The following is a 23,764-nucleotide window of genomic DNA, read 5'->3' as shown; positions in this document are numbered from 1 at the left end:
TGCCGCGTTCAGGGCGACCGCGGCGGGCCCGACTGCTCCACTGTACGGGAGCGTCATGGCCGGGATCTGAGCAGATGCGCGCGCATCTGAGCACGGCGTCGCGCGCGGGCGTCCTGGCGGATTCCCTCCGGAAACGGGCCGGGGGAGGCCAGCATCGCTGGCCTCCCCCGGATGGATCCGGTTGCGACTACTGTCCGGGCGATGCCGGCGACGTGACCTCGATGTCACCGGCGACGATGCCCGCGGTGACCTCCTCGAGCTCGGCGGCCAGCTCGGCGCTGACCTTCGACTCGAAGTCGTGGAACGGCGCGAGGCCGAGGCCGCCGTTCTCGAGGGTGCCGACGAACGGCGTGTTGTCGAAGTTGCCCTCGGCAGCACCGGTCGTGACGTCGTACACGCCGACCGCGATGTTCTTCAGCACCGACGTGAGGAGCAGGTCGGCGACCGAGGGGTCGGTCTCGTAGACGTCGGAGTCGACGCCGATGAGGGCGATCTCACGGTCGGAGTCGCGGATGGCCTCCGCGGCGCTCTGGTAGATCGGACCGCCGACGGGCATGAGCACGTCGACGTTCTGGTCGATGAGGCCCTGGGCCGTCGTGAGGGCCTCGGTGCCGGGAGCGAAGCCGCCGGTGAAGGCGCCGGTCTGGCCGTCGAAGTCCCAGCCGAGGGCCTGGACGTTCGTGCCCTTGACCTCGTTGTGGTACTCGACGCCCTGCACGAAGCCGTCCATGAAGATCGTGACCGGCGGGATCTGGATGCCGCCGAAGGTGCCGACGAAGCCGGTCTTCGAGTAGCTCGCGGCCGCGTAGCCGGCGAGGAACGCCGCCTCGACGGTGTTGAACTGGATCGGCTTGACGTTCTCGCCCTCGACGAACTCGTCGATGATGGCGAAGTTGATGTCGGGGTTGGCCGTCGACGCCTCGGTCGTGGCCTCGGCGAGGAGGAAGCCGACCGTGACGATCAGGTCGCAGCCCTCGTCGACCAGGCTCGAGACGTTCGGGCCGTAGGCGTTCTCGTCGGCCGACTCGACCGCGTTGAACTCGACACCGAGGTCGTTGGCCGCGTCCTCGAGGCCCATGAAGCCGGCCTGGTTGAACGACTTGTCGTCGAAGCCGCCCGCGTCCGAGACCATGCAGGGGTAGAAGTCGGGCGCCTCGTCGGTGGGCGCGGCGCCCGGGGTCTCCTCCTCGGGTGCTGCGGCGCAGCCGGCGAGCACGAGCGCGCTGGCGCCGATGAGGGCGAGACCGCTGAGGGCGGTCTTGCGGGAAGTGAACGTCACTGTGTCCTCCAGAAAGCAGGGCCCAGCGGGGGCGCTGGGGTGGTTGCGCTTTACGTTAGCGCCCGTGATCACTGCTCAGCAGTGCCTTTCGGCCGCGGTGACGCAAGCGTTACGGAACTGCGACGAGGGCGAAATCCCGCGGAAATCCGGGCTTCCCGCCGGTGGATGCGCGGCTCCGTGCGCGAATGAGCACCGGATGCGCGGCGCGAGGCGCATCCGCCCCGCCCCTCAGAACGGCTAGAGGAGGTCGTTGCGCCCCGCCGACTTGATGGCGTCGACGACCGCCTTGACGCGCTGAGCGTGCTCGCGCGTGGTGACCAGCAGCGCGTCGGGGGTGTCGACGACGACGATGTCGGTGACGCCGATGAGGGAGATCAGGCGCGGGCTCTGGCTCACCACGACGCCGCTGGAGGAGTCGGACAGCACGCGCGCCCCCTCCCCCAGGATCGCGAGGTCGCCGGGGCGGCCGCCGGAGAGGAGCTTGGCGAGGGAGGAGAAGTCGCCCACGTCGTCCCACGGGAAGTCGCCGCGCACGACCGCCAGGCGGCCGGCCTCGGCGGCGGGCTCGGCGACGGAGTAGTCGATGGCGATCTTCGACAGCATCGGCCAGATCGCGTCGACGACGTCCTCGCGCGCCTCCGTGTCCCACGCCGCCGCGATCTCGACCAGGCCCTCGTGCAGCTCGGGCTGGGTGCGGGCGAGCTCCTCGAGCAGTCGATCGGCGCGCGAGATGAACATGCCCGCGTTCCAGAGGTAGTCGCCCGAGCGCACGTACTGCGTCGCCGTGTCGAGGTCGGGCTTCTCGACGAAGCGGTCGACGAGCTCGGCGTGCGGCGCGCCCTCGACCTCGAGCGGCGCTCCGCAGTGGATGTAGCCGAAGCCGATCGACGGCTCGGTCGGCGTGATGCCGATGGTGGTGATGAGGCCGGTGCGCGCGACCGCGACGGCCTCGGAGACCGCGCGGCGGAAGCGCTCGGCGTCGGTGATCACGTGGTCGGCGGCGAAGGAGCCGATGATCACCTCGGGGTCGCGGCGATGAAGGATGGCCGCCGCGAGGCCGATCGCCGCGGACGACTCCTTCGGCTCGGACTCGAGCACCATGTTGGCGTGCGTGAGCTCCGGCAGCTGCTTCTCCACGGCCGCACGGTGGGCGCGTCCGGTGACCACCATGATGCGGTCGCTGCCGGTCAGGGGCAGGATGCGCTCCCACGTCTCGCGCAGCAGCGTCCGCCCGGTGCCGGTGAGGTCGTGGAGGAACTTCGGAGCCTCCGCGCGGGAGAGGGGCCAGAGCCTCGAGCCGACGCCGCCGGCGGGGATGATCGCGTGGAAGTCGGGCAGTGCTCCCTCGAGTTCGCGCATGCCGGTCACCCTAGCGCGGGGCGCGGAAGCACTCAGAAATCTCGACGTAGGATGGAATTCATCGGCGGCCACCAGTCGAGACCGGTATTCATCGGAGTTCAAGGACGCAGTTCACTGCGCCCGTCGTCCTTGCCCTGAGGAGGGTTTCTCGTGCCAGCGAAGGTAGCGGGAGCCGGAGCGAGCAGCTCATCGGCGCCCCTGACCGTGCCCGCCCCCCGACCACCCGTCATCGCCGGAACCCTGTACCGCGGCCATGAGGGAATGTGGTCCTGGGTCCTGCACCGCATCACCGGTGTGGCGATCTACTTCTTCCTTCTCGTCCACATCCTCGACACCGCTCTCGTGCGCGTCAGCCCCGAGGCCTACAACGTGGTCATCGAGTCGTACAAGACGCCCATCATGGGTCTCGGCGAGCTGGCGCTCGTCGGTGCGATCGGCTTCCACGCCCTCAACGGGCTCCGGATCATCCTGGTCGACTTCTGGTCGGTCGGGACGCGGCACCAGCGCGCGCTGTTCTGGGGAGTCCTCGGGCTCTGGGCCGTCCTCATGATCGGCTTCGCCCCCCGCCACCTCATCCACGTGTTCGGAGGCTGAGCATGACGACCATCGACGCACCGCGCTCCTCCGCCGCACGCACGCGCAGCGGGATGAACCTCGAGAAGTGGGGCTGGATGTACATGCGCGCCTCGGGGGTCGTCCTCGTCGTGCTCATCTTCGGCCACCTCTTCGTCAACCTCGTCGCGGGCGACGGCGTGAGCCAGATCGACTTCGCGTTCGTGGCCGGCAAGCTGAGCGACCCGTTCTGGCAGGTCTGGGACACGCTGCTGCTGTGGCTCGCGCTCATCCACGGCGCGAACGGCATGCGCACTCTCGTCAACGACTACGTGACGAAGCCGAAGGTGCGCTCGGCGCTCCACTTCGCGCTCGCCTCCTCGACGGCCGTGCTGCTGATCCTCGGCACGCTCGTCATCTACACCTTCGACCCGTGCCCGGCCGGCGCGGACCCCGAGCTCATCGCCTCGTTCTGCTCGACGCTCTGAGCGTCGGCATCCGAGCGCTCGACACCTGACATCGCGGAGACATCCTGTGAGCACTGAGACCACCATGACCCCGACCGCATCCGCGGTCCACCATCACCAGTTCGACGTCGTGATCGTCGGCGCCGGCGGCGCCGGCATGCGCGCGGCCATCGAGGCCGGCCCCAACGCGAAGACCGCCGTCATCTCCAAGCTCTATCCGACGCGCTCTCACACGGGCGCCGCGCAGGGCGGCATGGCCGCCGCCCTCGCGAACGTCGAGGAGGACAGCTGGGAGTGGCACACCTTCGACACCGTCAAGGGCGGCGACTACCTCGTCGACCAGGACGCGGCGGAGATCCTCGCGAAGGAGGCCATCGATGCGATCATCGACCTCGAGAACATGGGCCTGCCCTTCAACCGCACGCCCGACGGCAAGATCGACCAGCGCCGATTCGGCGGTCACACGCGCGATCACGGCAAGGCGCCCGTGCGCCGGGCGTGCTACGCCGCAGACCGCACCGGTCACATGATCCTGCAGACGCTCTTCCAGAACTGCGTCAAGCTCGGCATCGACTTCTACAACGAGTTCTACGTGCTCGACCTGCTGCTGAGCGAGGTCGACGGCGAGCGACGCGCCGCCGGCGTCGTCGCCTACGAGCTCGCCACGGGCGACCTGCACGTCTTCCACGCCAAGAGCGTCGTCTTCGCCACGGGCGGCTTCGGCAAGATCTACAAGACCACCTCCAACGCCCACACCCTCACGGGCGACGGCGTCGGCATCATCTGGCGCAAGGGCATCCCGCTGGAGGACATGGAGTTCTTCCAGTTCCATCCGACCGGGCTCGCGGGCCTGGGCATCCTCCTCACCGAGGGCGCCCGCGGAGAGGGCGCCATCCTGCGCAATGCGAGCGGCGAGCGCTTCATGGAGCGCTACGCGCCCACGATCAAGGACCTCGCGCCGCGCGACATCATCTCCCGCTGCATGGTGCAGGAGGTCGCCGAAGGCCGCGGCGCCGGCCCGAACAAGGACTACGTGCTGCTCGACTGCACCCACCTGGGCGCGGAGGTGCTGGAGACCAAGCTCCCCGACATCACCGAGTTCGCGCGCACCTACCTCGGCGTCGACCCCGTGGTCGAGCCGGTGCCGGTCATGCCGACCGCGCACTACGCGATGGGCGGGATCCCGACCAACATCAAGGCCGAGGTGCTCGCCGACAACGACACCGTCATCAAGGGCCTCTACGCGGCCGGCGAGTGCGCGTGCGTCTCGGTGCACGGCTCGAACCGCCTCGGGACGAACTCGCTGCTCGACATCAACGTCTTCGGCAAGCGCGCCGGCAAGTACGCCGTCGAGTACGCCAGCTCGGCCGACTTCGCCCCGCTGCCTGAGGACCCGGCCAAGGAGGTGCGCGAGATGGTCGAGCGCCTCCGGGTCGCCGACGGCCCCGAGCGCCTCGCCCCGCTGCGCAAGACGCTGCAGGAGGAGATGGACAAGAACGCGCAGGTGTTCCGCACCGAGGAGAGCCTCGGCAGCGTGACCACGACCATCCAGGAGCTCCGCGACCGGTACCAGAACATCGGCATCCAGGACCGCGGGAAGCGCTTCAACACCGACCTCCTCGAGGCGATCGAGCTGGGCTTCCTGCTCGACATCGCCGAGGTCGTCGTGTTCTCGGCGCGCAACCGCAAGGAGAGCCGCGGCGGTCACATGCGCGACGACTTCCCCGACCGCAACGACGCCGACTACATGCAGCACACGATGGCCTACCTCGTGGGCGACCTGCACTCGGCGAACCCGGAGGACCACATCCGCATGGATTGGAAGCCCGTCACGATCACGCACTACCAGCCCATGGAGAGGAAGTACTGATGGCCACGACCGCCCCCGAGGCCCCCGCGCAGGAGGTCGGCGCCGTCCAGGCCTTCACCGTCACCCTCATCGTGCGCCGGTTCGACCCCGAGAAGGACGCCGAGCCGCACTGGCAGGACTTCGACGTCGAGATGTACTCGACCGACCGCGTGCTCGACGCCCTGCACAAGATCAAGTGGGACCAGGACGGCACCCTCGCGTTCCGCCGCTCGTGCGCCCACGGCATCTGCGGCTCGGACGCGATGCGCATCAACGGCCGCAACCGCCTCGCGTGCAAGACGCTGATCAAGGACCTCGACATCTCGAAGCCGATCTACGTCGAGGCGATCAAGGGCCTGCCGCTGGAGAAGGACCTCATCGTCGACATGGAGCCCTTCTTCGAGTCGTACCGCCAGGTTCAGCCCTTCCTCATCGCGAGCTCGAAGCCCGAGAAGGAGCGCCTGCAGACGATCGAGCAGCGTGCGCGCTTCGACGACACCACCAAGTGCATCCTGTGCGCCGCGTGCACGTCGTCGTGCCCCGTGTTCTGGACCGACGGCCAGTACTTCGGCCCCGCCGCGATCGTCAACGCGCACCGCTTCATCTTCGACAGCCGCGACGACGCCGCCCAGGTGCGCCTGGACATCCTCAACGACAAGGAGGGCGTGTGGCGCTGCCGCACGACCTTCAACTGCTCGGAGGCGTGCCCGCGCGGCATCGAGGTCACGAAGGCGATCGCCGAGGTCAAGCAGGCGATCCTGCGCGGCAAGCCGTAGCGAGGGACGGCGCGTCGCGAACGCGCCGATCGAGGGCCCCGGGGATGCTCCCCCGGGGCCCTCTCCCGTTCCCGGTCCTGCCCCAGCCTGCGACGAGCCTGGACATCCGAGCGCGGCCTTCCGGACGGGCTCGTTAGGGTGTCGGGATGCCCGGACGGAAGCCCCACGAACGACCCGAGGTCGACTCCCCCGCTATCTCCCCCGCCGCCGACGCGCCGAGCGCCGTCGATCGCGCCAAGGCCCTCGTCGCTCGCGTGATGCGCTCCAAGCCGGTGCGGGTGTTCCAGCACTACGGGCGCGAGCGCGGGCCGATCCTCGCCTCGGGCCTGGCGTACTCGGCGATCTTCTCCGTCTTCGCCGCGCTGTGGGTGGGGTTCTCGATCGCGGGCGCCATCGTCTCGGAGGATCTCGGACTGCGCACCACGGTCATCCGCGTGCTCGCCGATGCGGTGCCGGGCCTCATCGACACCGGGATGGGCGACGGCGCGATCGACCCGAACGACCTGCTCGACACGGCCGCATTCACGTGGACCGGCGCGCTCGCGCTCATCGGCCTGCTCGTCACGGCGCTCGGCTGGCTCGCGTCGGCCCGAGACGCGGTGCGCGTGCTGTTCGACCTGCCGCCCGCCGAGGGCAACGTGATCGTCCAGCGACTGAAGGATCTCGTGATCGCGATCGGCTTCGGAGCCGTGCTGATCCTCTCGGCGGCGCTCACGGTGATCGGCACGCAGGCGACCGATCTGGTCCTCGGGTCGTTCGGGCTCGGCGAGACCGTCGTCGCGACCGCGCTCTCGCGAGCCGTGTCGCTCGTCGTCATGTTCGCGCTCGACGCGGTCGTGCTCGCGGCGCTGTTCCGCGTGCTCGCAGGGCTGCCGATCCCCCTCCGGCGACTGCGATCGGGCGTGCTCATCGGGGCCGCTCTGCTCGGCGCGCTCAAGATCCTCGGGTCGGCCCTGCTCGGCGGCGCGACCTCCAACCCGCTGCTCGCCTCGTTCGCCGTCATCATCGGCCTCCTGATCTTCTTCAACCTGGTCTGCCAGGTGATCCTGGTCTCGGCCGCGTGGGTCGCGGTGACGGTGCGGGATGCCGGACTCGTGCTCGACGAGTCGGTCGCCGCGCGGCGGCTCCAGGCCGCGCGAGCCCTCGTCGCCGAGCACGACGACGGGGCCGATGAGCCGGCCGGGTTCTGGGCGCGACGGCGCCTGCGTCGTGCGCGGGCGCGCGCGGAGCGCGCGAGCCAGAACGCCGCCGTGCGCGCGGCCGGCGCCGAGCGCGGGCGTTCGAGCGTCCGTGGCCGAACCTAGGATGGAGGCATGCCGAACCCGGTCCGCATCGCCTCCGTCAACGTCAACGGCGTCCGTGCCGCGTACCGGAAGGGCATGGGCGAGTGGCTCGCGCAGCGCGACGTCGACATCCTCGCGCTGCAGGAGGTACGAGCATCCACCGAGGACGTCACGGGGCTGCTCGGCGAGGGCTGGACGGTCCTGCACGACGCCGCCACAGCGAAGGGCCGCGCGGGGGTCGCGATCGCGACGCGGTGGCCCATCCACGCGCACCGGGTCGAGCTCGGCGACGAGGACTTCGACTCGGCCGGCCGCTGGCTGGAGGCCGACCTGCACGTCGGCGACGTGCCCATCACGGTCGTGAGCTGCTACGTGCACTCCGGCGAGGTCGACACCCCCAAGCAGGTCGAGAAGTACCGCTTCCTCGACGCGATGGAGGAGCGCCTGCCCCAGCTCGCCGCGCACAGCGAGCACGCCCTCGTCGTCGGCGACCTCAACGTCGGCCACCGCGAGCTCGACATCAGGAACTGGCGCGGGAACCGCAAGAGCGCGGGCTTCCTGCCGCGCGAGCGCGCCTACTTCGACCGCTTCCTCGGCCCCGTCGGTGAGAGCGTCGAGTGCGTCGACGGCACGACGGGCCCCGGCCTCGGCTGGGTCGACGTCGGGCGCGCGCAGGCCGGCGAGGTCGACGGCCCCTACACCTGGTGGTCGCAGCGCGGGAAGGCGTTCGACACCGACACCGGCTGGCGCATCGACTACCACGTCGCCACCCCCGCGCTCGCAGCCGCCGTCACCGGCTACGCGATCGACCGGGCGCCGTCGTGGGACACGCGATGGAGCGACCACGCGCCCGTGGTCGTCGACTACGCGCTGTAGCCCGACTCGCGCCCAGCATCCGCCGCTTCGATCTCCGAGAAGGACCGCCTCATGACCGCACCCCGCCTGTTCTCGGGCATGCAGCCCTCGGCCGCGAGCCTGCACCTCGGCAACTACGCCGGAGCCCTGCTGCAGTGGCGCGAGATGCAGGCGACCCACGACGCCGTGTTCTGCGTCGTCGACCTGCACGCCATCACCGTGCCGCAGGACCCGGCAGAGCTGCGCGAGCGCACCCGGCGCACCGCGGCCCAGTACATCGCCGCGGGCATCGACCCCGAGCACTCGACCCTCTTCGTGCAGTCGCACGTGCCCGCGCACGCGCAGCTCGCCTGGGTGCTCAACACGATCACCGGGTTCGGCGAGGCGTCGCGCATGACGCAGTTCAAGGACAAGTCGGCGCGCGGCGGCCTCGATGTGGCCTCGGTCGGGCTGTTCACGTACCCGATCCTGCAGGCGGCCGACATCCTGCTCTACGACGCCGTCGTCGTGCCGGTCGGCGAGGATCAGCGCCAGCACATCGAGCTCACGCGCGACCTCGCGACGCGGTTCAACTCGCGCTTCGGCGACACGCTCGTCGTGCCCGAGGTGCGGATCCTCAAGGAGACCGCGAAGATCTACGACCTGCAGAACCCGGGGGCGAAGATGTCGAAGTCGGGCGAGAGCCCCGCGGGCATCCTGTGGATGCTCGACGACGACAAGGCGCTGACGAAGAAGATCAAGTCGGCCGTCACCGACTCCGAGGGCGTCGTGCGGTACGACCCGGCCGAGAAGCCCGGCGTCTCGAACCTCCTGTCGATCCTCGCGATCGTGACGCGGCGCTCGGTCGCCGAGGTCGAGGCGGAGTTCGACGGGCTGCAGTACGGGGCGCTCAAGGGCGCCGTCGCCGAGGCCGTCGTGGAGGAGCTGCGGCCGATCCGCGAGCGCACGCTCGAGCTGCTCGACGACCCGGCCGAGCTCGACCGGCTGCTCGCGATCAACGCGGACCGGGCATCCGCCATCGCGGACGCGACGCTCGCCCGCGTGTACGACGCCGTCGGGTTCCTGCCGCGCGCATGAGGCCCGTCGTGCTGCGGACGCCGCGGCTCGTGCTGTCGACGCCGGTGGCCGCCGACGCCCCCGCCGTCTACGCGCACTGCCAGGACGCCGAGCTGCAGCGCTGGACGACCGTGCCCGTGCCCTACACGACCCAGGACGCGCGCTCGTTCGTCGAGGAGTTCGTGCCCGCCGGCTGGCGCGACGGCACGGAGGCGATCCTCGCGCTGCGCCCGGCCGGCGGCAGCGAGCTCATGGGCGTCGTCTCGTGGCAGCGGCGGCGCGGCCACGTCGGCTACTGGATGGGCGCCGAGCATCGCGGGCAGGGGTACCTGGCCGAGGCGCTGCGCGCCCTCGTGGAGTGGGTGCTCGGGCCCGAGCACGACGTCGACGCGCTGCGCTGGGAGTGCGTCGAGGGCAACCTCGGCTCAGCGCACGCCGCGCGGGCGGCCGGGTTCCGGTGGGCGGGCTCCGGGCCGTGCGACGTCGTCGACCGCGACGGTGCGCACCCGCCGGGCTGGCACGCCGAGCTGCGCCGCGAGGACCTCGGCACGGTGGAGGCTCTCGAGCGCTGGCCGGTGCTCGCGTGACGAGCGAGCCCCGGTCGAGCATCCGCGTCATGCTCTTCGATCTCGACGACTGCCTCATGGCGCACTCGCGCGCCGTCGCGATCGGGCTCGCGCGAGCGCGAGCGGAGACCGGCGGCGCGGTCGCGGCCGCCGACGACGCCGCCGAGCTGCGGCGCTGGCGCGACCTCGAGGAGCACCACTACGGCCGCTGGCTGACCGGCGAGATCGACTTCATCGAGCAGCGGCGCGAGCGGGCGCGCGCATTCCTCGCGCCGTTCGGCATCGTGCCGACGCCCGACGAGGCGCTCGCGTGGTTCGACCGGTACATGGTCGGCTACCGCGCGTCGTGGAGCCTCTTCGACGACGTGCTGCCCGCGCTCGGCGCGCTCGAGGAGGCCGTGCGGGGCATCCGCCTCGGGGTGATCACCAACGGCGACCTCGCCTTCCAGACCGAGAAGCTCGAGGCGATCGGGCTCGCCGACCGCATGGAGCACGTCATCGCGTCGGGCGAGGTCGGCGTCGCGAAGCCTGCGGCGGCGATCTTCGAGCTCGCCGCCTCGGCGTTCGGCGTGCCGGTGGCGTCGTGCGCGTACGTCGGTGACCGGCTGCGCACCGACGCGACGGGGGCGGATGCGGCCGGGATGCTCGGCCTCTGGCTCGAGCGGCCGCTCGAGACGCTCGGAGTCCCCGTGGAGGCGGGAATCGTGCCGCCCGGGGTCGTGCGCCTCACGTCGCTGCTCGACCTGCCCTCCGCCCTCGCCGCGATCTGAGGCCCGCTGACGTCCGCACGACGTCGCTGGCGGATGCAAGCCCCGGCGCCCGTGTGGTCGAGGCTCGCCGTGCACCGACTCCGGAGACCGCGCGGCGCGCATGACCACCGGTACCGGTCACTGCTGAGCGGCGGCACTTCTCCGGAGAACGTGCACGCCGGCGGGCGCCGCACGACTCGTGGCGCGGAGCACCGCCTCCACCACGGTGTCGATCCGCGACACGACGTGCGCGTAGTCGACGCGCACGACGATGTACCCGTGACGCGCCAGCTGGAGGTCGCGCCAGTAGTCGCGTTCCTGCTCGCCCTCGTGCCAGCGTCGGCCGTCGACCTCGACCACGACGCGACCCTCCACGAGAAGGTCGACTCGGCCCACCCCCGGGATGACGACCTGCACGTCCACCGCCAGGCCGACATCCCGAAGTGCGACGCGCACGAGGGACTCGATCCCTGACTCGCTTCTGCCGTCGAGATGGACGAGCTCAACGCAGAGTCGGTGCGGGGCATGCCGGACAAGGTCGTCGACCTCCGCATGCGTCACCACCCGTCGGTGGAGGGCGCTGTCGAGGACAGCGATCGCCCGTGGCCGCGAGAGGCATCGGAGAAGCTGGCGGATGGCGTCCGATGGCGAGGCGACAGCCACCGAGGGTGGAGCATCCAGCGGGACCCAGTGAAGAACGAGGTCGATCGGATCTCTCCCCGACCCGGCGGGTCGACGAAGGCGCGTCGCATCGGGGGCGACCTGCACATGGAGACCCGCGCCTGGCTGCTCGAAGCACCCGAGCAGCGCCAGCGCGGAAACGCAGGTGAGCCGACCGCCCACCACCGCCGCCTGCCGGGCTGGCGCGGGCATCCACCTGCTCACGTAGACGCCGCGGCGGGCCCGAAGGACAGTGCCGTCGGCGAGCGCCCGCCCCAGGGCCTGACGACTCACGCGATCCAGGAGCTCCTGCCTCGAGTAGGGACGACGTGGGTCCAGGGCAACCATCTGAGCACTGTCGCGGGCCGACCGCCAGGTCGTCGCGAAGCCGACGGGATCGGTGGAGACCCCGGCACCTGCGCGATGGTGGAGGAGTCTGTGTCACGACTCCGGAGAACCGTCGATGCGCGTGCTGGGCACAGGAGCACGGCGGCGCCCCGGCCCGAATCTCCGGAGAACGCACACGCACACGGGCACCCACGCGGCCACGGACACGGCCACGACCGCGCGAAGGACGCACCTGGCCGGCAGCGGCGGGCGAGCGGTGCAGGCCGCTCCCGCGTGCGGCGAACGCCGGCCGAGGCCCCACGCACGCGGAAGGGGCGGGGCGCCTGCGCGCGCCCCGCCCCTCGTGCGGCCCTACCACGGCCGCGGCGGCTCCGGAGAGCCGCACACCCGACCCGCTCGCGCGGGACGGACTGCTAGTTCACGTCGTCGTCGACCCAGTCGAACGTCTTCGTGACGGCCTTCTTCCAGTTGCGCATCTGGCGCTCGCGCTCGGAGTCGTCCATGTTGGGCGTCCAGCGCGAGTCCTCCTGCCAGTTGGCGCGCAGCTCGTCGAGCGAGCCCCACACGCCGACCGCGAGGCCCGCGGCGTAGGCGGCGCCGAGCGCGGTCGTCTCCGCGACGACCGGACGGACGACCGGCACGCCGAGGATGTCGGCCTGGAACTGCATGAGCGTGTTGTTCGCGATCATGCCGCCGTCGACCTTGAGCTCGGTCAGGTCGACGCCCGAGTCGGCGTTGACCGCATCCAGCACCTCGCGGGTCTGGAAGGCGGTCGCCTCGAGCACGGCGCGGGCGATGTGGCCCTTGTTGACGTAGCGGGTGAGTCCCACGAGCGCACCGCGGGCATCCGACCGCCAGTACGGGGCGAAGAGGCCCGAGAACGCCGGCACGAAGTAGGCGCCGCCGTTGTCGTCGACCGTCTTGGCGAGCGTCTCGATCTCGGGGGCGTCCTTGATGAGGCCGAGGTTGTCGCGCACCCACTGCACGAGCGAGCCCGTGACCGCGATCGCGCCCTCGAGCGCGTAGTGCGGCTTGGCGTCGCCGAGCTTGTAGCCGAGCGTCGTCAGCAGGCCGTTCTTCGAGTGGACGATCTCCTCACCGGTGTTGAAGATGAGGAAGTTGCCCGTGCCGTAGGTGTTCTTCGACTCGCCGGCGTCGAACGCCGCCTGACCGAACGTGGCGGCCTGCTGGTCGCCCAGGATGCCCGCCACGGGGACCTCGCGCAGCAGCGAGCTGCTGTGCACGGTGCCGTACACCTCGGAGGAGGAGCGGATCTCGGGGAGCATCGACGCCGGGACGTTGAACGCCTCGAGGATCGAGTGGTCCCACTGGAGGGTCTCGAGGTCCATGAACATCGTGCGCGAGGCGTTCGTGACGTCGGTCGCGTGCACGCCGCCGTCGGTGCCGCCGGTGAGGTTCCAGAGCACCCACGTGTCCGTCGTGCCGAACATCAGGTCGCCTCGGTCGGCGGCCTCGCGGGCGCCGTCGACGTTCTCCAGGATCCACACGATCTTCGTGCCGGAGAAGTAGGTCGCGAGCGGAAGGCCGACCTTCTGCTTGAACCGCTCGACGCCGCCGTCGGCCGCGAGGCGGTCGACGATGGGCTGCGTGCGGGTGTCCTGCCAGACGATGGCGTTGTAGACGGGCTTGCCGGTCGTGCGGTCCCACACGACCGCGGTCTCGCGCTGGTTGGTGATGCCGACGGCGGCGATGTCGTGACGCGTCAGGTTCGCCTTCGACAGCGCGGCGCCGATGACCTCGCGCGTGTTGCCCCAGATCTCCATCGGGTCGTGCTCGACCCAGCCGGCCTTGGGGAAGATCTGCTCGTGCTCGAGCTGACCGGTCGAGACGATCGAGCCCTTCTGGTCGAAGATGATCGCGCGGGTGCTGGTCGTGCCCTGGTCGATCGCGAGTACGTAGTTGGCCATGAGAGGTATAACTCCTTCGTTATCGGGTCCGGCGTGAGCCGGGGTTCATGAGGGGTGCCGCGTCGACCTAGAGGACGGGCAGGAACGGGATGGCCGCGAAACCGGCGAGCGCGCCGCCGATGAGCGGGCCGACGACCGGCACCCACGCGTACGACCAGTCGCTCGATCCCTTGCCCTTGATGGGCAGCACGGCGTGCGCGAGGCGCGGACCGAGGTCGCGGGCGGGGTTGATGGCGTAGCCCGTGGGGCCACCGAGCGAGGCGCCGATTCCGACGACGAGCAGCGCGACCGGCAGGGCTCCGAGGGCGGCGAGACCGGCGCCCGGTTCGGCGCGGCCGAAGCCGATGACGACGAAGACCAGCACGAAGGTGCCGACGATCTCGGTCACGAGGTTCCAGCCATAGCTGCGGATGGCGGGGCCGGTGGAGAACACCGCGAGCTTGGTGCCGGCGTCGGGCTCCTCATCGAAGTGCTTCTTGTAGGCGAGGAAGGCGAGCGTCGCGCCGATGAACGCGCCGATCAGCTGTCCGCCCATGTAGACGAGGATCGAGACGAGGTTGACGGGAACCCCCTGGCCGAACTCGGTCGCGCCGTTGGTGACCAGTCCGAGGGTGACGGCGGGGTTCAGGTGAGCGCCGGAGGCGTAGGAGACGGTCACACCGGCGAAGACCGCGAGGCCCCAGCCGAAGTTGATCATCAGGAAGCCGCCGCCGAAGCCCTTGTTCTTGATGAGCACGGCGTTGGCGACGACGCCGGCTCCGAGCAGGAGCAGCATGGCGGTGCCGACGACTTCCGAAAGGAAGACCACTGCGAGATTGTCCACGTTGACTTGTTCCTCTGTTCAGGGTTGTCTCCCCGACCTCGGTTCCGGTCGGGGAGGGTGCTCGACGGTCGGGACCATCGGGCGGTTCCGCTCCGGGCAGTGACGCTCGGGGCGGGGGCTGAGAGGGGATGCGCAGTCCCGGGGGTGATTCCTATGGGGTCAGGATGCTCTACCGAGCCTCCTGCGGATGATCGACTTCCACACCGTGGTGATCGGCCAGGTACTCGGCCGCCGCCGCACGCTCGGCGCGGCGCTGCGTCGCGTCCCACCCGAGCACGTCCCCGACGATCTCGGCGAGCTCGTCGAGCACGGCAGAGGTGACGGCGCCGGTGAACGCCATCGAGGTGCGGCGGAGGACGACGTCGACGAGCCGGACGACCTGCTCCGTCTCGACGAGGTGCTGCACCTCCAGGCGCGAGTAGGCGGGCGCGGAGTCGAGGGCGGAGTCCTCCCCGTCAGCGATCCGGGCGATGAGCGACTCGGCGCTCGTGCCGTACCGGTCCAGAAGGATCGCTGCGCGGTCGCGACCGATGACGGCGCCGTGCTTCTGGAGCCAGGCGGCCCGCTCGGCGTCGGTGGTCGGGTAGCCGACGGCGCCGCCGATGAGGCGCCCGTCGGTGCTCACGCTCCGCGAGCGGCGGAGCTTCTTCATGACCTCATCGGCGAGGTTCTCGCCGAGGGCGCGGAAGGTGGTCCACTTGCCTCCCACGAGGCTCAGGACGGGCACGCCGCCCCGCTCGCCGTGCTCGATGCGGTAGTCGCGCGAGATCTGACCGGTGGAATCGGCGTCCTGGCGCGGCAGCGGGCGGACTCCCGAGAAGCGGAACACGATCTGCGAGCGGTTGACCTCGATCGTCGGGAAGACGTGCTTGACGAGGTCGAAGAAGTAGTCGACCTCCTCGTCGGTGCAGCGGATGGGCTGAGAGATGTCGTGGGCGAGGTCGGTCGTCCCGACGAGCACGCGGCCCTTGAGCGGGTAGATGAGCACGATGCGGCCGTCGGTGAACTCGAAGAAGATCTCGCGCCCGTTGCAGGCCTCGAGCAGCTCCGGGTGATCGAGGACGATGTGCGAGCCCTTCGTGCCGCCCATGAACTGGGAGGGCTGGCCGAGCGCGTCGTTGGTGAGGTCCGTCCACGGGCCCGAGGCGTTGACGACGAGCTTCGCGGCGATCTCGAACTCCTCGCCGCTGACGACATCGCGCATGCGCACGGCGCCGCTCTCGCTCATCCCGATGGCTTCGACGTAGTTGGCGGCCCGAGCGTGCGCACCGGCGGCGAGTCCGTCGTTGAGGACGTCGAGGGCGAGTCGCTCCGGATCGTGCATCGAGGCGTCGTAGTACGTGGCCGTCCACTTCACGTCGTCGCGGAGCTTGGGCAGCTCGCGGCGCGAGGCGGCGGAGCCGCGGAACTGGTGGCGGGGGACACGACCGCCGTCGCGCGAGAACGTGTCGTAGATGGTGAGGCCGACCTTGATGATGAGCGCGCCGCGCTCCTTCTTCGCACCGCCCTTGATGCCGATGAACTTCAGCGGGGCGGAGAGCAGGCTCGAGAAGGTCGAGAAGATCGGGATGGTGGTGCGCAGCGGACGCACGTAGTGCGGCGCGAGGCGCAGGAGCGCGTTGCGCTCGTGCACCGACTCCTGCACGAGGCGGAACTCGCCGTTCTCGAGGTAGCGGATCCCGCCGTGCACCATGTGCGAGCTGGCGGCGGAGGCGCCCGCGACGTAATCGTCGCGCTCGACGAGGACGACGTCGACGCCGTTGAGCGCGAGATCGCGGAACGTCGCGATCCCGTTGATGCCGGCGCCGATGACGACGACGTCGGCGGAGGGGCGCTCGGTGAGCGCGCTCACGGTCGCGCGTGCGGGGGACGGCTTCTGTGTCGGCATCGGTGGACTCTTCCTCGATCCAGCCGACGGCGGGTCGGCGGTGGAATAATCCTGTGACGGTCGCGAACGATCGACCAACTTGATTGCACAAACGTGCAGAGACGCGGAGGATCCGATGGCGACGACCGCGCAGCCCTCCGGACGGATGCGGGACGCCCTGCGGGCCGCCCATCTGTACTACATGCAGGACCTCACGATGGAGGCCATCGCCCGCGAGCTGAAGACCTCGAGATCCTCGGTCTCCCGCCTGATCTCCTACGCGAAGGAGACCGGACTCGTGGATATCCGGATCCGCTCGCCGTTCGAGCTCTCCACCCGCTGGGAGCAGGACATCGCGCGCCGTTTCGGCGTCTCGGCGCACGTGATCCCCGTCCCGAGCGGGTCGTCGGACGTCGATCGGCAGGACCGCGTGGCGCGCGGCGCTGCACGAATTCTCAACTCGTACTTCGACTCCAACATGTCGATGGGCGTCGCCTGGGGCTCGACGATGAGCGCGATCAGTCGGCACCTCGTGCCGAAGGAGACCCACAATTCCGACATCGTTCAGCTCAACGGGGCAGGGAACACCCACACGACCGGCATCGACTACGCGAGCGAGATCCTCCGGCGATTCGCCGAGTCGTACACCGCGCGCCTCCAGCAGTTCCCCGTCCCGGCCTTCTTCGACTCCTCGGCGACCCGCGAGCATCTGTGGAAGGAGCGCAGCATGCGTCGCGTGCTCGACATGCAGACGCACCTCGACATCGCGCTGTTCGGCGTCGGGTCACCGTTCGCGGACATCCCGAGCCACGTCTACATCGGCGGGTACCTCGACCCGGAGGACTACCAGACGCTGAGCGATCAGGGCGTCGTCGGCGATGTCGCGACGGTGTTCTTCCGCGCCGACGGCTCCACCGACGGGATCGAGCTCAACGCGCGCGCGACCGGACCGGACTTCGATGTCCTCCGGCGCATCCCCCGACGGGTGTGCGTCGTGTCGGGCGTCTCGAAGCTGCCCGGGCTCTCCGGGGCCCTCGCGGCGAACCTCATCACCGACCTGATCATCGACGAGGCCGGAGCCCGCGCGCTCATCGACTCCGCGGCGGGCTCGGTGCCGACGACGACGGGCGCCGTCACGGTCGTCGACATGACGTCGGATGACGCCGATCAGTTCCCAGGAGCCGTTCGGGAATAACCCAGGGCCGCCTGCGTTCAATACACTCGAACACGAAACGCACTTCGGGGTCGGTGAAAGTCCGAGCCGGCGGTCATAGTCCGCGACCCGTGGTCGAGCTCTCGGGCTCGGCACCGGTTGAGCTGGTGGAACTCCAGCACCGACGGTGAGAGTCCGGATGGGAGAAGTGCGGTGCACGGCCTTGCCGTGCGCCCGCGACCCCGGACTGCGCCCCGACTCACCGAAGGGCCCTCACGGGATGACCGCCATCGCCGCACCGATCGACGCCACGCGCGTCGAGGCTGCGATGCGCCGCGCGCTCGCTCTCGCCGAGCGGGGCCCGGCCGTCGGCGACAACCCCCAGGTCGGCTGCGTGCTGCTCGACGCCTCCGGCGCTATCGTCGCCGAGGGCTGGCACCGCGGCGCCGGAACCGCGCACGCGGAGGTCGACGCCCTCTCGAAGGTCGCCGACGCGCGCGGCCTCACCGCCGTGGTGACCCTCGAGCCCTGCAACCACACCGGCCGCACCGGCCCCTGCGCCCTCGCGCTCATCGATGCCGGCGTCGCACGCGTGATCTACGCCCTCGCCGACCCGAGCGAGCTCGCGAGCGGTGGGGCCGAGCGTCTGCGGGCCGCGGGCATCGTCACCGAGCGCGGCCCTCTCGCCGACGAGGCGGAGGAGCTCCTGCGCCCCTGGCTCGCGAGCGCGCGCCTCGGGCGCCCCTTCGTCACCGTCAAGTGGGCGTCGACGCTCGACGGGCGCGCCGCCGCCGCCGACGGCACGAGCCAGTGGATCACCGGCGCCGCCGCCCGTCAGCGCGTTCACGAGCAGCGCGCCCGCCACGACGCGATCGCCGTCGGCACCGGCACCGTCCTCGCCGACGACCCGAGCCTCACGGCGCGCGGCGACGGCGGCGAACTGCTCGCGCACCAGCCGATCCCCGTCGTCTTCGGCGCAACGCCCGTTCCCGCGGATGCCGCCCTCCGCGATCACCCGGCCGGCCTCATCGAGGTGGGCCACCGCGATCTCGCCGCAGCGCTCCCCGATCTGCTGAGCCGCGGCATCCGCCGCCTCTACGTCGAGGGGGGCCCGACCCTCGCGAGCGCGTTCCTGCGCGCCGGGCTCGCCGACGAGGTGCTGGTCTACCTCGCGCCGATGCTGCTCGGCGGTCCGCGCACGGCCCTCGACGACCTGGGGGTCAGCACGATGGCGGAGGCCCATCGGCTGAGCATCCGCTCGATCGAGACCCTCGGGGACGACCTGCTCGTCACGTGCCGCCCCCTCCCCCGCGACTCCGCCCCCACCGCCCCGCACAGCTAGGACCCCGCAATGTTCACCGGAATCATCGAAGAGCTCGGCGAGATCGTCGACTGGCAGACGGACGGCGACGCCGGCCGCGTCACCGTGCGCGGTCCGCTCGCCGTGAGCGACGCGAAGCACGGCGACTCGATCAGCGTCAGCGGCGTGTGCCTCACCGTCGTCGAGCAGGGCCCCGACTGGTTCACCGCCGACGTCATGGGGCAGACGCTGCTCATGTCGAACCCCGCCCAGTGGGCCGCGGGCCGCACCGTCAACCTCGAGCGCGCCGCCGCCGTCGGCGACCGCCTCGGCGGGCACATCGTGCAGGGGCACATCGACGGCACCGCGGAGGTGATCGACGTGCGCGACGAGGGAACCTGGCGCGTGCTGCGCTTCTCCCTCGCACCGGAGCACGCCCCGCTCGTCGTCGACAAGGGCTCGATCGCCGTCGACGGCATCTCGCTCACGGTCAGCGCCTCGGGCGACGACTGGTTCGAGGTCTCGCTCATCCCCGAGACCCTCGAGCGCACGACCCTGGGGCGCCGCGTCGGCGGCGACCTCGTCAACATCGAGACCGACATCCTCGCTCGACACGTGGCGCGACTGGCGCGCCTCGACGGAAGGATCCCCGCATGAGCATCGGAACCATCCCCCAGGCGCTCGCCGCGCTGCGGCAGGGCCGGCCCATCCTCGTCGCTGACGACGAGAGCCGCGAGAACGAGGGCGACATCATCCTGTCCGCCGAGCTCGCGACGCAGGAGTGGGTCGCGTGGACCGTCAAGAACTCGAGCGGCTACCTGTGCGCCCCGATGACGAACGAGCTCGCCGACGCGCTCGAGCTGCCGCTCATGGTGGCCGACAGCGAGGACCCTCGCCGCACGGCCTACACCGTGAGCGTCGACTCCGCTGACCGCATCTCGACGGGCATCAGCGCCCGCGACCGCGCCCACACGCTGCGCGTGCTCGCCGACCCCGCGTCGACCCCCGCGAGCCTCATCCGGCCCGGTCACATCCTCCCGCTGCGCGCGGTGGATGGCGGCGTGCGCGAGCGCGCCGGCCACACCGAGGCGGCCGTCGAGCTCATGCGCCTCGCGGGCCTGCGCCCCGTCGCGGTCATCGGCGAGGTCGTCGCCGACGACGGAGAGATGATGCGCCTGCCCGAGCTCATCGAGTTCGGCCGTGCGGAGGACGTCGTCGTGATCACGATCGTCGACCTCATCGCCTACCTGAACTCGGGCGAGGAGTTCGCCGCGGGCGCCCCCGGTGCCCCCGCCGAGCAGCTCTCGAGCGTCTCGTTCGAGGTCGCCACGACCGTGCCGACGACGCACGGCCCGTTCTCGATGCGCGCCTACCGCGACCGCAAGACCGGCGCCGACCACGTCGCGATCGTGAGCGGGATGCCCCACGACGACATGATCGTGCGCGTCCACTCCGAGTGCCTGACCGGGGAGGCCTTCGGCTCGCTCAAGTGCGAGTGCGGGCCGCAGCTCGACGCCGCGCTCGACGTCATCCAGCGCCAGGGCGGTGCCGTGCTCTACATGCGCGGCCACGAGGGCCGCGGCATCGGCCTCATCAACAAGCTGCGCGCCTACCGCCTGCAGGAGGACGGCTACGACACCCTCGACGCCAACCTCGCGCTCGGCCTGCCCGCCGACAGCCGCGACTACCAGGCGGCGAGCGACATGCTGCGCGACCTCGGCGTCGGCCGCGTCCGCCTGCTGTCGAACAACCCGGAGAAGCAGCGCCAGCTGACCCAGTACGGCATCGAGGTCAGCTCGCTCGTCCCGCTGCTGGTGGGCGTCGGCGACGACAACCAGGGCTACCTGAGCGCCAAGCGCGACCGCATGGGCCACCGCCTTCCCGATAGCATCACGAGCGCACCCGTGTACGCGCAGATGGAAGGACGCACCGCATGAGCGGAGCCGGAAGCCCCCAGCTCGACGTCGACGGAACCGGTCTGACGGTCGCGATCGTCGCCGGCCAGTGGCACGCCGAGATCAGCGCAGGCCTTATCGCCGGCGCTCGGCGCGTGCTCGAGGCCTCGGGCGCGACGGTCGTCGAGTACGCCGCGCCCGGTTCGTTCGAGCTGCCGGTGGTGAGCAAGGCCGCTCTCGAAAGCGGGGCGGATGCCGTTGTCGCCCTCGGCGTCATCATCCGCGGCGGCACCCCTCACTTCGAGTACGTGTCCGCGGCCGCGACCGACGGGCTGACGCGGGTCGCCCTCGACACGGGCAAGCCCGTGGGCTTCGGCGTGCTCACGCTGGACGACGAGAAGCAGGGCCTCGACCGCGCCGGCCTGCCCGGGTCGAAGGAGGACAAGGGCGCGGAGGCGGCCGAGGCCGCCCTCGCGACGGCGCAGGCGCTGCGGATCATCCGCGGCTGATCTCGCCCGGAATCGGCCCGGAGACGGGTCGGTTCTGGAAGCGTTTTCTTCTCCTGTCGAAGGGCCTCGTTCCACAGGGAACGGGGCCCTTCGGGGTGGAACGACCGGGTATCGCCATGGAACGACCGTGTCGAATTCTGAAACTTCTGGAACCGTTTGCATGACCGCCGTCAACGGGTGATACTCCCCCTGCGAGGGGCCCAGCGCGACGACGATGTCGCCCTCCTTGCGGATGGAGAATCAATGCGAACTCGATCTGCACGATCCGCGACAGGGGCCATCGGCCTCGGGCTCGCGATCATCGCATCGCTGCTCGTCGCGCCGACCTCGGTGTCGACCGCGACCGCCGCGACCGCCACCGGCAATCCCGACTTCACCGCCAACGTCATGGCGCCGCTCGAGGTCACTGACTGGACCCAGTTCAGCAGTCAGCTCGCGACCGTCAAGTCGTACGGCGTCGACGCCGTCTCGGTCGACGTCTGGTGGGGCAAGGTCGAGGCCGCTGGCGACAACCAGTTCAACTGGAGCTACTACGACCAGGTCTTCTCGACCATCACGAGCCGCGGGCTCGACATCGTGCCGATCCTCTCGTTCCACCAGTGCGGCGGAAACGTGGGCGACACCTGCAACATCCCGCTCCCTGCGTGGCTCTGGGGCAAGTACACCGGTGCGGTCGTCAACGGCGTCACGCTCGACGCGAACGGCCTCAAGCACCGCAGCGAGCAGGGCAACGTCTCGAGCGAGACGGTGCAGGGCTGGGCCGACAGCGCCGTTCTGAACGAGTACCAGGCGTTCACGCAGTCGTTCGTGGCTCGGTACGGCACCAACTACGCGACCCGAATGCAGGAGATCAACGTCTCGCTCGGCCCGGCCGGCGAGCTCCGCTACCCCTCGTACAACAGTCATGACTCCGGCACGGGCTACCCGACGCGCGGCGCCCTGCAGGCCTACTCGCCGCTCGCGGTGAAGAGCTTCCAGCAGTGGGCGGTCGCGAAGTACGGCACGATCGCCGGCGTCAACGCCGCGTGGGGCTCGACCCTGACGGCGCAGACGCAGATCCAGCCGCCGAGCAACGCGGGCTTCTTCTTCTCGTCGGACGACTACCGCAGCACGACCTACGGCAAGGACTTCGTCGACTGGTACAACAAGAGCCTCGTCGACCATGGCGAGCGGATGCTCGATACCGTGCTCGCTGCCCTTGGCACGTCCTTCCCAGGCGCCGAGATCGGCTACAAGATTCCCGGAGTGCACTGGTCGATGACGGGCCCGACCCCGCGTGCGGCGGAGGTCGCGGCGGGACTCGTGCAGACGAGCGTCGACATGAACGCGGCGGGAACCGGTCGCGGCTACGCGAACATCGTCGGGCTCGCCAACCGCGTCGCCGACTCGGGCCGCGGCGTGATCCTGCACTTCACGTGCCTCGAATTCAACGATGAGAACTTCGCGCCGCAGTACTCGCAGGCGAAGACCCTCGTCGGCTGGATCGGCGCCGAGGCCGGCCGCCAGGGCGTCAAGGTCAAGGGAGAGAACGCCCTCGCGGGCGGCATCACGTCGAACAACGGGTGGGACAACGTCAACCAGGCGTTCGACAGCTTCCCGTACCTCGGCATGACGGTGCTGCGCGTGGGCGAAGTCGCCTCGGGCACCGGGCAGACGCGCTACGCGCAGTTCATCCAGAAGTACCGACCCGCGGGCAGCGCCTGGACCTCGCTCTACGTGCGCGGCACGAACAACAGCTGGGGCCTGTCGACGCCGATGACCAAATCGGGCGACGTCTGGACGGCCTCCAACGTGTCGTTCGGCTCGGCCACCGGCCAGCGCTTCAAGTTCGACGTCAAGGGCGACTGGAGTCTGAACTACGGCGGCACCGGCCTGACCGGAACCGCCGTGCAGGGCGGCGGCGACATCGCGGTGAGCGCCAATACGACGTACACGATCACCTTCAACGAGAAGACGAAGGCGTACGCCGCGACCCCGAGCACCTCGCCGCCCCCGCCGCCGCCCACGTCGGGCGTGACGGTGCACTTCGCCGAGTGGCAGTCGGCGACGAGCTACTCGATCCACACCTGGAACGGGCTCAGCGGCACCTTCCCGATGGCGTACGAGGGCTTCGTCAACGGCCGCCACTGGTGGAAGGTGACGCTGTCGAACGCCCCGAGCTCGTTCGGCTTCACATTCACCAACAGCAACGGCAACTGGGACAGCCCCGACCGCGCCTACACGGGCCAGGCGGGCACGATCTACGTGCTGCCGGGCAACGGCACGGTGTACACCGCGCGGCCGTAGTCGCAATACCGAAACGGACGGCGCCCGCACCCCGCGAGGGGGGCGGGCGCCGTTCGCATCCGTCGCCTGCCGCGTGAGCGGCGCTACTTCAGGAACAGGGCGCGCAGGCGGTTCGTCGTGAAGACGATGCCGATCGCGATCATGACGAGGTAGTAGCCGACGTGCACGAGCATCATGCCGCTCAGGGCTCCGGTCGTGAGCCCG

At 70.3% G+C, this 23,764-nt stretch carries 21 protein-coding genes, 1 pseudogene and 1 riboswitch; of the genes and pseudogenes, 15 read left to right on the top strand and 7 right to left on the bottom strand.

Annotated elements, in window-relative coordinates:
* Positions 1–187: 187 nt before the first annotated feature.
* Entirely contained in the window at positions 188–1,279 is a 1,092-nt protein-coding gene (locus ASG83_RS07110) for a BMP family protein (RefSeq protein ID WP_055858620.1), read from the bottom strand.
* Between the two features lie 237 nt (positions 1,280–1,516).
* Positions 1,517–2,638, bottom strand: a complete 1,122-nt coding sequence (locus tag ASG83_RS07105) for a mannose-1-phosphate guanylyltransferase (protein ID WP_055858617.1) — start codon at positions 2,636–2,638, stop codon at positions 1,517–1,519.
* A 204-nt stretch (positions 2,639–2,842) separates the two neighbouring features.
* Between ASG83_RS07105 and sdhC the strand changes: the two genes are divergently transcribed.
* The 9 genes from sdhC (at position 2,843) to ASG83_RS07060 (ending at position 10,812) form a co-directional block, all read left to right on the top strand.
* Positions 2,843–3,232, top strand: coding sequence for a succinate dehydrogenase, cytochrome b556 subunit (gene sdhC, locus ASG83_RS07100; RefSeq protein ID WP_255357357.1), 390 nt, complete (start codon positions 2,843–2,845; stop codon positions 3,230–3,232).
* A gap of 2 nt (positions 3,233–3,234) precedes the next feature.
* A complete protein-coding gene (sdhD, locus tag ASG83_RS07095) occupies positions 3,235–3,678 on the top strand; it encodes a succinate dehydrogenase, hydrophobic membrane anchor protein (RefSeq protein ID WP_055858611.1) in 444 nt (147 codons plus the stop codon).
* 64 nt (positions 3,679–3,742) lie between these two features.
* Positions 3,743–5,527 (top strand): succinate dehydrogenase flavoprotein subunit, encoded by a 1,785-nt coding sequence (gene sdhA / locus ASG83_RS07090; RefSeq protein WP_156376761.1) that lies wholly within the window; start codon positions 3,743–3,745, stop codon positions 5,525–5,527.
* Positions 5,527–6,282 (top strand): succinate dehydrogenase iron-sulfur subunit, encoded by a 756-nt coding sequence (locus tag ASG83_RS07085; RefSeq protein WP_055858604.1) that lies wholly within the window; start codon positions 5,527–5,529, stop codon positions 6,280–6,282. Before sdhA ends, ASG83_RS07085 begins: the two co-directional genes overlap by 1 nt.
* 146 nt (positions 6,283–6,428) lie before the next feature.
* Positions 6,429–7,586: a YihY/virulence factor BrkB family protein gene (locus ASG83_RS07080; protein WP_055858601.1), complete on the top strand. Its 1,158-nt coding sequence runs from the start codon at positions 6,429–6,431 to the stop codon at positions 7,584–7,586.
* A gap of 9 nt (positions 7,587–7,595) precedes the next feature.
* On the top strand, positions 7,596–8,441 hold the full coding sequence (locus ASG83_RS07075) for an exodeoxyribonuclease III (protein ID WP_055858598.1): 846 nt from the start codon (positions 7,596–7,598) through the stop codon (positions 8,439–8,441).
* A 51-nt stretch (positions 8,442–8,492) separates the two neighbouring features.
* On the top strand, positions 8,493–9,497 hold the full coding sequence (gene trpS / locus ASG83_RS07070; RefSeq protein WP_082514756.1) for a tryptophan--tRNA ligase: 1,005 nt from the start codon (positions 8,493–8,495) through the stop codon (positions 9,495–9,497).
* Between the two features lie 8 nt (positions 9,498–9,505).
* On the top strand, positions 9,506–10,063 hold the full coding sequence (locus ASG83_RS07065) for a GNAT family N-acetyltransferase (protein ID WP_055896013.1): 558 nt from the start codon (positions 9,506–9,508) through the stop codon (positions 10,061–10,063).
* Positions 10,060–10,812, top strand: a complete 753-nt coding sequence (locus tag ASG83_RS07060) for an HAD family hydrolase (RefSeq protein ID WP_055858593.1) — start codon at positions 10,060–10,062, stop codon at positions 10,810–10,812. Before ASG83_RS07065 ends, ASG83_RS07060 begins: the two co-directional genes overlap by 4 nt.
* A 117-nt stretch (positions 10,813–10,929) precedes the next feature.
* Here the strand turns inward: ASG83_RS07060 and ASG83_RS12800 are convergent, their stop codons facing one another.
* The 4 genes from ASG83_RS12800 to ASG83_RS07040 form a co-directional block, all read right to left on the bottom strand.
* Entirely contained in the window at positions 10,930–11,247 is a 318-nt protein-coding gene (locus ASG83_RS12800) for an endonuclease domain-containing protein (RefSeq protein WP_162242479.1), read from the bottom strand.
* A 965-nt stretch (positions 11,248–12,212) separates the two neighbouring features.
* Positions 12,213–13,727 (bottom strand): glycerol kinase GlpK, encoded by a 1,515-nt coding sequence (gene glpK / locus ASG83_RS07050; protein WP_055858590.1) that lies wholly within the window; start codon positions 13,725–13,727, stop codon positions 12,213–12,215.
* Positions 13,728–13,794: 67 nt separating this feature from the next.
* Complete coding sequence (locus ASG83_RS07045) at positions 13,795–14,550, bottom strand: MIP/aquaporin family protein (RefSeq protein WP_082514757.1); 756 nt, start codon at positions 14,548–14,550, stop codon at positions 13,795–13,797.
* 169 nt (positions 14,551–14,719) lie between these two features.
* Positions 14,720–16,438, bottom strand: a complete 1,719-nt coding sequence (locus ASG83_RS07040; protein WP_055858588.1) for a glycerol-3-phosphate dehydrogenase/oxidase — start codon at positions 16,436–16,438, stop codon at positions 14,720–14,722.
* A gap of 115 nt (positions 16,439–16,553) precedes the next feature.
* Here ASG83_RS07040 and ASG83_RS07035 point away from each other — a divergent pair, with 115 nt between their 5' ends.
* From ASG83_RS07035 to ASG83_RS07010, 6 genes are all read left to right on the top strand, one after another.
* Complete coding sequence (locus tag ASG83_RS07035; protein WP_082514758.1) at positions 16,554–17,612, top strand: sugar-binding transcriptional regulator; 1,059 nt, start codon at positions 16,554–16,556, stop codon at positions 17,610–17,612.
* A 36-nt stretch (positions 17,613–17,648) separates the two neighbouring features.
* A riboswitch (FMN riboswitch) is annotated at positions 17,649–17,785 on the top strand.
* Between the two features lie 65 nt (positions 17,786–17,850).
* Positions 17,851–18,912: a bifunctional diaminohydroxyphosphoribosylaminopyrimidine deaminase/5-amino-6-(5-phosphoribosylamino)uracil reductase RibD gene (ribD, locus tag ASG83_RS07030; protein WP_055858586.1), complete on the top strand. Its 1,062-nt coding sequence runs from the start codon at positions 17,851–17,853 to the stop codon at positions 18,910–18,912.
* A gap of 9 nt (positions 18,913–18,921) precedes the next feature.
* Entirely contained in the window at positions 18,922–19,527 is a 606-nt protein-coding gene (locus ASG83_RS07025) for a riboflavin synthase (protein WP_055858583.1), read from the top strand.
* On the top strand, positions 19,524–20,807 hold the full coding sequence (locus ASG83_RS07020; RefSeq protein ID WP_055858581.1) for a bifunctional 3,4-dihydroxy-2-butanone-4-phosphate synthase/GTP cyclohydrolase II: 1,284 nt from the start codon (positions 19,524–19,526) through the stop codon (positions 20,805–20,807). Before ASG83_RS07025 ends, ASG83_RS07020 begins: the two co-directional genes overlap by 4 nt.
* The gene (gene ribH / locus ASG83_RS07015; protein ID WP_055858578.1) at positions 20,804–21,274 is read left to right on the top strand and encodes a 6,7-dimethyl-8-ribityllumazine synthase; all 471 of its coding nucleotides are present in this window, start codon (positions 20,804–20,806) and stop codon (positions 21,272–21,274) included. The genes ASG83_RS07020 and ribH overlap by 4 nt, the downstream gene beginning before the upstream one ends.
* 243 nt (positions 21,275–21,517) lie before the next feature.
* A complete protein-coding gene (locus ASG83_RS07010) occupies positions 21,518–23,560 on the top strand; it encodes a family 14 glycosylhydrolase (protein WP_055858575.1) in 2,043 nt (680 codons plus the stop codon).
* 83 nt (positions 23,561–23,643) lie between these two features.
* Here ASG83_RS07010 and ASG83_RS13190 read toward each other — a convergent pair.
* A pseudogene (locus ASG83_RS13190) lies at positions 23,644–23,764 on the bottom strand (ABC transporter); the annotation flags it as partial.

The sequence above is a fragment of the Yonghaparkia sp. Soil809 genome (assembly GCF_001429705.1).
Taxonomy (GTDB): domain Bacteria; phylum Actinomycetota; class Actinomycetes; order Actinomycetales; family Microbacteriaceae; genus Microcella.
This window is presented reverse-complemented; position numbering and strand designations above follow the sequence as displayed.